We start from the raw sequence: 10550 nt of genomic DNA, 5'->3' as shown, positions 1-10550 counted from the left end.
CCGGTAAACTCGGGGCGGTTCACTCCTTGAAGAGTGCCTTCACGATCTTCGGGTCTTGCTTGGTTCTCTGGGCTTGTTGCCATTCGTCGCGGGTGAAGGTGAGCGGATTCTTCGCCGCGCGGTCGATCATGCCTTTTGGCATATCCCAACCATGCTGGAGGTAGAGCTCTTGCGATAAATCCATGAGCCGCCTCTTGGTGAAGGGAAGCTGCCTGGCTGTCATTGTATCGGTGTCTATCCGCGACCAGACAGCATGGGCATGCCGCCTGCCTTCCTTTTCATGGAAGACGACCGCGCGCGGCTGGCCACTAAGGCCGAGCTTTTGCTCTGCCATCTCGACAGCGGCTTCGAAGGTAGCTGTATCGACATTGGCATCTTGAGGTGGATTCAAGCTGAGCGAGAATAGATGCTGCTGGCAGCGCGTACCTTTGGCAATGGCCTCGGACTCCTTGAGCGCTCCATGCAAATCCTCTTCGCTCATGAACCCGCGCAGATCATGCAATTCTACATGCTCGTTGTCGCGCCCGTTCATCAGATGCGCGGCGAGCTTGGCGGCATTGCCGCGCTGTGAACCTTTCAGGATCATGGCTGGCCTCCTTCCGAAAGGCTGCCAAGCGCACGCATCAACTCTTCCCGCATCGCTTTGACATCGGCGCAGGCTTGACGAAGTTCGTCTTCAACTTCGGGCGAAACGGGAAGCGCACCCGTATGAGACGCACGGGCAAGCTGGTTGAGGTTCTGTGAAAGGCGCGATTGCCCCAGGGAGCCAAGCAGACGGCCAAGGGCTTTATGGTCTTTGACAGGGTTGGTATTGCGGCGACGCACCTTCTCCAAGGGCTCGTCGAAGAGTTTAGCCTTGATGTACGCACCGAGCGGCACACCGTTTGCTGCGGCGCGCAAAAAAGCCTTCTCTTCAAAAGACAGGCGCAACGAGAACGGAGCCTCGCGCGGCTTCTTATTGGGTTTTGCGGCTGCTACCGCATTGAATTTATGATCTAAAGTGCTCATCACCGCACCTCGGATCATTGTCCTGAGTTACGGTGTTAAGGGATTCACAGGCGCGGAGTTGGGTTTCCCACTCGTGCAGCGTATCGAAGAGAGAGTTCCAAGTTTCTCCCTCTAGCTGCACCATTTATCCCATTGAAATAACGGCGCATCGCTCGACCAGAAACGATGAGACACGCCACCGCTCCGTTTTCGACGTCGTGAATCACGCAGCGGGCCTGAGATCAACGGGTCCAGACCCTAGCTATTTATCATCAGCAGTTTGGTTTGGCACGGATACTTCAATGCCTGCAGAATTCGTAAGTCAGCTCCGCCACGATGTAGAACCGCCGCCGCAGTATGAGCAGCGCCTCAAAGGCGCTCGGCATCAACCGGACGGGCGTCCTACCGCGCCCAACCGCGACACCGCTATTGCGTGCAATGTCGCGGGTTTGAGAGGGGGCGCGGCATTCTAGCTATGCCGATGCGAGCCATGCGAGAAGAGCGGCCGGTTGGTCTTATCCAGCAGCACCTGCTTGAAACGCGGGCGGTACGCCATCAGGCTGTCGGCGCCGAGCTTGGCAAAATCCAGCACGACCATCCACGCGAGGTTATAGACCCAGATCCAAGCGATGATATGCCATGGCAGCGCGGGCATCAGCCAGCCAAAGCCTGTCATCAACACCGCCAGCACCTGCGTCGCCAAGATCGCCGAGACCAGCGGCCAAGCCGGATAAGGTTTGTGCCAGAAGCTTTTGCGATTGCGGGTGACAAACAGCATCAGATGGCCACCAACCACGAGTTGCAGGAATATCATCGTTTGCAGATGCGGCGTGTCCATCGCGAACGGGATCTTGCCCAGATACATCAGGCCAAAGGTCTGGACCACCGACAAAAATCCCAGCAAGGATGAGACCCCCAGCACCCAAGGCATGTTCCAGCGCACCGGTTTTTTGCTCAGCCAGGTGTTGTCATAAGCGATGGTCATGATCGGAATGTCATCCAGCAAGGCAAGCAGGATGATCATCACAGCCGTCAGCGGATAGACCCCGAAAATCAGCATCGCAAGCACCACGAACAGCATAATGTCGATAGTCATCGCGATGCGGTAGATCGTATACGAGGTCATGCGTTCAAAGATCCGCCGCGCCTCTTCCACTGCCGAGATAATGGTGGAAAGCCCCGGCGTGGTCAGGATCAGGTCGGCCGCGGCGCGCGCCGCATCGGTGGCACCCGACACGGCAATCCCCACATCGGCCTGCTTGATCGCGGGGCTGTCGTTCACCCCGTCCCCCGTCATGCCGACAAGGTGGCCGCGATCCTGCAACGCCTTAACAATGCGGTATTTGTGCTCGGGAAAGACACGGGCGAACCCGTCTGCGGCCTCGACTTGTTGGGCGGCATCCGCAGGCACCTGATCGCCATCGCTCCCGAACAGATCGGTGGCAGGGCGGATATTCGTGCCCAGCCCCAGCTTGCCCGAAATCTCGCGCCCGATGGCGGTATCGTCTCCGGTCACCATCTTGACCTCGATGCCATGGGCGCGCGCCTCGGCGATGGTTTGCGCGGAATCTTCGCGCGGCGGGTCAAATAGCGGCAGGATGCCAAGGAAGACCCAGCTTTGCCCGCCATCCTCGGAGCGCGCGACGCCGAGCGTGCGAAACCCATTGGTGGCGAGGCTATCCACGATCCCCTTGGCGCGCGTGGCGGTGGCGTCATCGGGCGCGCAGAGATCAAGGATCACCTGCGGCGCGCCCTTGCTCACGCGAAAGCTGCCCTGCGGGCCGGTCACGTCGGCAACAGTGCGTTTGCCCACCGGATCGAAGGGGGTAAAGGAGGTCTGCGTAAAGCCCGCAAGCGCACCCTCTTTCAGCCCGCCGATCACGGCAAGATCGATGGCGTCCTTGTCCTCGGCCTTGGAGGCCAGCGCACCCGCAAGGATCAGCGCGGGCGCATCGGGGGCCGCGAACAGTTCAGGCTCGCCCAGCGTCAGCTTGTTCTGGGTCAGCGTCCCGGTCTTGTCCGAACACAGGATGTCGATGCCAGCCATTTCCTCGATGGATTGCAGGCGCGACACAATGGCCTTTTTCTTTGACAGCGCAAGTGCGCCCAGCGCCATCGTCACCGACAACACGGCGGGCATCGCTACCGGGATCGAGGCCACGACAAGGATCAGCACGAATTGCAACAGCGTCGCGGGGCGTTCTCCGCGAAACAGCTCCACCAGAATCAGCACCGCCGATAGGACCAGCGCCACGAGGATCAGAAAATCGCCGATCCGCATCACCGCTTTCTGGAAATGCGACACCGCGCCCGCACCTTCCACCAGCTTGGCGGTGCGCCCGAAGAAGGTGTTGGCGCCGGTCGCCGTGACCTGCGCCACCATCTCGCCCTGCTTGGCAATCGAGCCGGAGTAAGCGTCTTCACCGGGTTTTTTCGCTACCGGCAGGGATTCCCCCGTCAGCGCGGCCTGATCAATCGAAAGATACTCCCCCTCTCGCAATCGCACATCGGCGGGGATCACGTCGCCAAGGCGAATGCGGATCACATCGCCGGGCACCAAATCGGCGGCGTCGATCTCTGCCCATTTGCCGTCGCGCAGGGCGCGCGCCTTCAGCGCCAGTTGGTTTTTCAGCGCCGACAACGCATCATCCGCCTTGCGTTCCTGCCAAAAACCGACGCCTGCATTGAACAGCAACAACACCAGAATGATCGCCAGATCCGCCCAATGCGCGTCCAGCGCCGAAAGCACCGCCGCCGCCTCGATCATCCACGGGATCGGCCCCCAGAAATAGCCAGCCAGCTTTTTCAACGGGCTGACATGGTGTTCTTCGAGCGCGTTGGGGCCGAATGTTTCAAGCCGCTTGCTGGCCTCGGCCGCGCTTAGCCCCGCCGTCAGATCAGTTTCCTCGACCGGAGCGGCGGCGTTTGCCCCGGCCGTCATGACACCGCCTCCATGATCCACTTGGCGATCCCCGGCCAGGTGTCTTTCAGCGTGTTAGAGCCCATGAACAATCCGATATGCCCGCCCGGCACGGTCTGCTTGACCATCTTCGCGGGGTCGGTGCCAACGAGGTGTTCAGCGGCGTAGACCTGCTCCCATGTGGTGATGTCATCGCTTTTGCCCGCCAGCATATACAGCGGACAGGTGATCGTCTTGAGATCAAGCCTTCGCCCCAGCCCGACGAACTTGCCTTTGGCAAACAGGTTGTCCTTGAACAGCAATTTGATCGCCTGAAGGTAATAGGTCCCCGGCAGGTCGATCGGGTTCTCATACCAACGCTCGAACGTCTTGGTGCGTTTGAGGTATTTCTCATCGGTTGCATGGGCGTAGAGGTCAATGAACTTGCCTAAGTATTGCTTGCCCGGGTGCATGTTTTTCCAGCCCGCCAGCATATATTTGCCCAGCATCCGCCCGCCGCCGCTTTCGACCATCTCGCGATACAGATCGAGCGGCATTTCATGGGCCATTTTACGGATCGGGCCGTGGCCGGCATTGGTGTCGATGGGTGATCCCGCCAGCACAAGCGCGGCCACCTTTTCGGGGAAGCGCGCGGCATACATCGCCGACATCCACCCCCCTTGGCATAGGCCCACCAAGGCCACGCGCCCGCCCAGATCATCGACCACCACGTTGATCTCGGCGAGATACTTGTCGATGTCGAAATCGCGCATTTCGGGTGTCGCGGCCTTCCAATCCATCGCCAGAACACGCGGCACCCCCGCATCCAGCAGCGTCTCGATCAGGCTTTGCCCTTTCTGGTAATCCGCGATGGTCGAGCTGTGCCCGGCAAAGGGCGGATCAATCAGAACCGGCACGCCGCCCTGCGCCGCCCCCTCGCGAGTGAAATCGCGCAGCCGCATCGTGTCCATGTCCTGAAGAATGCGGTTTTGCGTGGCCCAGACCGAAGGCGGTGGATCACTGATTTCAGCGATCTCTGCGACGGCCTTCATGTTCTTGCGAAACAGATCGAGGCCGCCCTCCTCCATCTCCATCGTCATCGCGAGCGGCCAGAACGCTGGTACGGAATGGTCGAATTTCGGGGTGATTGCTTTTGACTCGGACATAATATTTCCTTTCATATGATACCTTTACACACGCGCCTCCTCCCCGATCGCTGCGCGGGTGTCCTTATTGAGCGGTATAACCGCCATCGACCACCATCTCGCTTCCGGTGGCGAATTTCGACTCGTCTGAGGCAAGGTAAAGCACGGCATAGGCCACGTCGTCGGGCGTGCCGAGGTGGCCCAACGGATGGCGGGCTTCGAGCGCCTCTCGCGCCGCCTTAGCGTCGCCATCCTCGGCGATATTGGCAAGGAAACCGCGCACCATCTTGGTGTCGATGAACCCCGGATGCACGGTATTTACGCGGATATTGTAGTGATTGGCCGCGCAATGCAGCGCCGCCGAACGGCTGAGCAACACGATCCCGGCCTTGCTGGCATCATAAGCCACCATGCGACTGTCCCCCACCAGCCCCTCAATCGACGAGATATTGACGATCGAGCCACCGCCGCGCGTTTTCATCGCGGCAATCGCGCGTTGCGTGCCCAGCATCGTCCCTTCAAGATTGATGCCCATCACCCAACGCCAGTCATCCAGCGTCACCTCCTCGATGTTTTTGCCAGCCCCCACACCGGCGTTGTTCACCAGAATGTCGAGCCCGCCATTGCGTTGTGTGATCTCGGCGATTGCCGCATCCCAGCTTTCAGGACTGGTGACGTCAAGCGTGATGAAACTGGCCTCGCCGCCCTCTTTGGCAATCGCCTCCAGCACCTCTTGCGAGCCATCCGCCTTGCGGTCACTCAGCACGACCTTGGCACCCTCACGCGCCAGCATGGAGGCAATCGCAGCCCCAAGCCCGCGGCGCGCGCCGGTCACCAGCGCAACCTTATCTTTTACACGGTCCATCTTTGCATCTCCTTATTTCAAAGCCTCAAGCACCAGCGCGATCCCCTGACCGCCGCCAATACACAGCGTCACCACGCCGCGCCGGATGCCGTCGCGCGCCATCGAATGGAGCAGCCGCGTGGTCAGCACCGCGCCGGTCGCCCCGATCGGGTGGCCATGCGCAATCGAGCCGCCCTCGACATTGACGATATCTTCGGGGATCGAGAGTTCCGTCATCACCGCCAACACAATGGCGGCAAACGCCTCGTTGATTTCAAACCGCTCGACATCGCCGATAGACCAGCCCGCCCGATCCAGCGCCTGACGCACGGCGGGCACCGGGCCAAGGCCGAAAAACCCCGGCTCGACCGCGCCGATACCGTAAGATACCAGCCGCGCCATCGGGGTGACGTCCCTGCCCTCGGCCCAGCCACGTTCAGCGACGATCATCGCCGCCCCGGCGGAATTGAGCCCCGGCGCGTTGCCAGCGGTGATCGTGCCGTCCTTGCGAAACGCGGGGCGAAGCTTGGCGAGGCTTTCCAGCGTCGTCTCGGGACGGTTGTGTTCGTCCTTGGCAAACATCACCGAGCCTTTGCGCGATTTGATCTCGACCGGTGCGATCTCGGCGTCGAACTTGCCCGCCGCCTGCGCTGCGGCGAACCGTTCCTGCGAGCGCAGCGCAAAGCGGTCCTGATCCTCGCGGCTCAGGTTAAACTTCGTCACCAGATCCTCGGTATGCCAACCCGAATGTTTGTCCGAGAACGCATCGTTCAACCCATCAAGCAGCATCGAGTCGTAAATCTCGGCATTGCCCATCCGGTAACCCCAGCGACCGCCCGCCATCAGGTAGGGCGCGCGGTCCATGTTCTCCATGCCGCCGCCGATCGCGCTCGACAGATTACCAAGCCAGATTTCCTGCGCCGCACTGGCAACGCCCTGCGCCCCCGAGCCACACACCCGGTTGACCGTCATCGCGGGCACCTCAACGGGCAGCCCGCCCCCGATTGCCGCCTGACGCGCCGGGTTCATCTTGTTGCCAGCCTGAATGACGTTGCCCATCGCGACGGTGCCGATATCGGCTCCGCTTAGACCGGATCGCTCCAGCGCGGCACGGATCGCAACCGCGCCAAGTTCCGTCGCCGGTGTGCCCTTGAGCGTGCCATCATAGGTGCCAATGGCGGTGCGCGTGGCACTTGCGAGAATGACTTCGGGTTTTGACATAGTTAATCTCCTTGACTGAGTTAAATCTTTGGCTCGGTGTGTCCCTCCGCCTGCACGCGCAGCACATGCAACGTATGGCGCGCGATCATCAGGTCTTCGTTGGTGGGAATGACAAACACGGGAACCGCGCTATCCGCATCGCTGATGCGTGGCCCGTCACTTCGATTGGCAGCCTCATCCAGCCCGATACCCAGCCAGTTTGCACCCTCACAGACACCTGCGCGCACCGGGGCTGCGTGCTCACCAATACCGCCGGTGAAGATCAGCGCATCCAGCCCGCCCAGTGCCGCGACAAGCGATCCGAGTTCCCGCCCGATCCGGTAGATGAACAGATCGACCGCCTCGCGCGCCTCGGAGGTGGGGCTCGCGAGAAGCGCGCGCATATCGCCGCTGACCCCCGAGACGCCCAAAAGCCCCGAGCGGCGATAAAGCAGATCGCTCAGCGCGGCCTCATTCATGTCCCGCTCGCTCATGAGATACAGCAGCACACCGGGGTCGATCGCCCCCGAGCGGGTGGCCATCACCAGCCCGTCAATCGCCGAGAACCCCATGCTTGAGGCGACCGAGCGTCCCTTATGGATCGCGCACATGCTCGCGCCGCCGCCCAGATGCGCCACCACCACGCGGCCATCCGCCTTGCCCCCAAGATAGCCCGGCAGGGTCGAGGCGATATATTCGTAAGACAGCCCGTGAAAGCCATAGCGCCTGATCCCCGCGTCATGCATCTCGCGCGGGATCGCATAGCGCGTCGTCAGCGGCGCATTGCTTGCGTGAAAGCCGGTATCGAAACAGGCGACTTGGGGCAAATGCGGGTGGCTTGCGCCCAGCACGCGCACCGGCACAAGGTTATGGGGCTGATGCAGCGGCGCCAGCGGGTTTAGCGCAGCCAGTTTGCGGGTGATCGCCTTGCTCAGGCGGACGGGTGCGGCAAATTCGGGGCCACCATGCACGATGCGATGGCCCGCGCCGATCAGGGTCATGCCGCTGTCATGGGTCTCGATCCAGTCCAGCACGCGCGCCAGCACCGCCTCGTAACCGCCTGCGTCCAGCGCGGTGTCAATGCCACCGCTGGCCGCCGTGATCTTAAGATGCGGGCGGTCGCCCAGCCCATCGGCGTCACCATCGGCAAGGGGCGTTGGATCGACCCCGTCCGACCCGACCGAGAACAGCGAAAACTTGAGGCTGGTAGAGCCTGCGTTGAGGGTGAGAATGACGTCGCTCATGCCACACCCCCCGACTGATGCGCGTGGATCAACGCCGCCACCGCACAGGACGCCAACCGGCTTTGCGCGGAATCCGCGCGGCTGGTAAGAACGATGGGAACCCGCGCGCCCAACACCACGCCCGCCGCCTCACTGGACGCGAGATATTCCAATTGCTTGGCGATCATATTGCCCGCATCCAGATCGGGCGCGAGCAAGATATCGGCCCGTCCGGCGACGTCGGAATGAATATGTTTGATTTCGGCGGCCAGCGTCGAGACCGCATTGTCAAACGCCAAAGGCCCATCCAGCACCGCCCCGGTAATCTGCCCGCGCTCGGCCATCTTGCACAGGGCGGCGGCATCCAGCGTCGAGGGGATGCGCGGATTGATCACCTCCACCGCCGACAGAATGGCGACGCGCGGGGTTTCAACGCCGAGCGCACGGGCCATCTCAACGGCGTTCTGCACGATCTCGGTCTTGGCGGCGAGATCGGGGGCAATGTTGATGGCGCCATCGGTGATGAACAGCAGACGGTCCGTGCCCGGCACATCCATCAAAAAGACATGGCTGAGGCGGCGCTTGGTGCGCAGGTTGAACTCGGGCTGCAAGATCGGGTGGAGGAATTCGTCGCTATGCAGACTACCCTTCATCAGCGCGTGAACACGCCCCTCATGGGCCATGCGCGCGGCCGTTTCGGCGGCGGCGTCAGAATGTTCGGTATCCTCGATGGGCCAGTTGGACAGATCAACGCCCGCTTCTTTTGCAGCGGCCCGAATACGCGCCTCGGGGCCGACGAAAACGGGCGAGATCAACCCCGCCTGCGCGGCCTCGACAGCGCCAGAAACGGCGTTGGGTTCGACCGGGTGAACGATGGCCGTCAGGATCGGCTCCAGCGTTTCCGCCTGCGCGATCAGTTCGCGAAATTTCGCGCCACGCTCGCCGATGATAAGGCTGGAACTGTCAGAGGGCGTGCGGGTGATCTGCTTCGCCGGGGCGACGACGTGCAAGCTGCCCTCGACCAGCCTTTTGCCCTCATGCCCGGTGCCGGTGCAGTCAAACACGACAGCGCGCGTGGCGACATCGGCGCTGCGCACGCGCACCTCGAGATCCAGCGTATCCCCCACCGCAAGCCCCGCATGAAAGCGCAGATCCACCGCGTCGATCCGGCTGCCCGCACCGGGCAGACGCGTGCCGATCAGCGCCGCCAGACTTGAACCGGCCCAGGCAATCGGCCCGGTTTCGCACGCAACTGGCCCACCACCCCCGCCAAGGGCCGAAATCAGTTCAAGATCGCGCAAGGTCAGCTTACGGCTGAGCCGGGCGCTGTCGCCGGGCTTGATCTGCTCGATGGTGCGATTGGCGATAAGGTCGGTCTCGGTCTGAAGCATGTGCTTTCTCCTGTTTCGCTGTCTCATCGGCGCGTCAGATCAGTCGATGACGTGATAGCCCCCGTCGATATAAAGAATGTCGCCGGTGACGCTGCGCGCACCGTCACTGACCAGAAACGCCGCCATCGCGCCGACATCATCAATGCTCGTCAGGCTATGGGATGGGGCCTTGGCAACGGTCTTTTCCATCAGCGCATCGAAATGTGCGATCCCCGAGGCCGCACGGGTCTGGATTGGCCCAGGCGACAGGCTGTTGACGCGAATCCCACTGCCGCTGAGTTCGACGGACAGGGAGCGGGTCGTGGCCTCGAGCGCAGCCTTGACCGGACCCATAAGGTTGTAATGATCGACGACTTTCTCGGCGCCGTAATAGCTCATTGACAAAAGCGTGCCGCCCTTGTCCATCAGCGGCTCGGCCAGCCGCGCCATGCGGATGAAGGAATGCACCGAAACATCCATCGCGCGCGCAAACCCCTCGGGAGAGCAATCCGTCACCCGGCCATGCAGATCGGCAGCGGGCGCGAAGGCAATCGAATGCAGCGCGAAATCAAGCCGTCCCCAGTCGCGTTCGATCTGATCAAACACCGCATCCAGCGCGCCGGGCGTTTCGACATCGCAGGGCAGAATGATCGGGCAAGACAGGGCCTCGGCCAGCGGGCGAACAAAGGGCTCGGCCTTGGCGTTGAGATAGGTCAGCGCCAACTCCGCCCCCGCGTCGTGAAAGGCGCGCGCGCAGCCGTAGGCGATGCTCGTCTCGTTGGCGACACCGATGACCAGCCCCTTCTTCCCGCTTAGCGAAAGGTGCATCCCTGTCATCGGCGTTACTCCTGTTAGCGTTGCAACACGTACTCGCCCGGTGCC

9 protein-coding genes are annotated in these 10550 nt (G+C 61.9%); all 9 read right to left on the bottom strand.

What is annotated here, in order from left to right:
• Positions 1–19: 19 nt before the first annotated feature.
• A complete protein-coding gene (locus tag DT23_RS14905; RefSeq protein WP_038132491.1) occupies positions 20–586 on the bottom strand; it encodes a relaxase/mobilization nuclease domain-containing protein in 567 nt (188 codons plus the stop codon).
• Positions 583–1008: a hypothetical protein gene (locus tag DT23_RS14900; RefSeq protein ID WP_038132486.1), complete on the bottom strand. Its 426-nt coding sequence runs from the start codon at positions 1006–1008 to the stop codon at positions 583–585. Before DT23_RS14900 ends, DT23_RS14905 begins: the two co-directional genes overlap by 4 nt.
• Before the next feature lie 448 nt (positions 1009–1456).
• Positions 1457–3928 (bottom strand): plasma-membrane proton-efflux P-type ATPase, encoded by a 2472-nt coding sequence (locus DT23_RS14895; protein WP_038132485.1) that lies wholly within the window; start codon positions 3926–3928, stop codon positions 1457–1459.
• On the bottom strand, positions 3925–5052 hold the full coding sequence (locus DT23_RS14890; protein WP_038132487.1) for an alpha/beta fold hydrolase: 1128 nt from the start codon (positions 5050–5052) through the stop codon (positions 3925–3927). Before DT23_RS14890 ends, DT23_RS14895 begins: the two co-directional genes overlap by 4 nt.
• Positions 5053–5116: 64 nt before the next feature.
• Positions 5117–5896, bottom strand: coding sequence for a glucose 1-dehydrogenase (locus DT23_RS14885; RefSeq protein ID WP_038132484.1), 780 nt, complete (start codon positions 5894–5896; stop codon positions 5117–5119).
• Positions 5897–5908: 12 nt separating this feature from the next.
• Complete coding sequence (locus DT23_RS14880; protein WP_038132482.1) at positions 5909–7096, bottom strand: thiolase family protein; 1188 nt, start codon at positions 7094–7096, stop codon at positions 5909–5911.
• 20 nt (positions 7097–7116) lie between these two features.
• Positions 7117–8319 (bottom strand): acetate/propionate family kinase, encoded by a 1203-nt coding sequence (locus DT23_RS14875; protein WP_038132480.1) that lies wholly within the window; start codon positions 8317–8319, stop codon positions 7117–7119.
• Complete coding sequence (locus tag DT23_RS14870; RefSeq protein WP_038132479.1) at positions 8316–9689, bottom strand: bifunctional enoyl-CoA hydratase/phosphate acetyltransferase; 1374 nt, start codon at positions 9687–9689, stop codon at positions 8316–8318. The genes DT23_RS14875 and DT23_RS14870 overlap by 4 nt, the downstream gene beginning before the upstream one ends.
• Positions 9690–9728: 39 nt before the next feature.
• Positions 9729–10496 carry an enoyl-ACP reductase FabI gene (gene fabI / locus DT23_RS14865; protein ID WP_156023977.1) on the bottom strand — a complete coding sequence of 256 codons (768 nt, stop codon included), beginning with the start codon at positions 10494–10496 and terminating at the stop codon, positions 9729–9731.
• Positions 10497–10550 lie beyond the last annotated feature (54 nt).

It is taken from the genome of Thioclava indica (assembly GCF_000714545.1).
GTDB lineage: Bacteria > Pseudomonadota > Alphaproteobacteria > Rhodobacterales > Rhodobacteraceae > Thioclava > Thioclava indica.
Note: the sequence above shows the minus strand (reverse complement) of the source record. Positions and strands in the feature narration are given on the sequence as shown.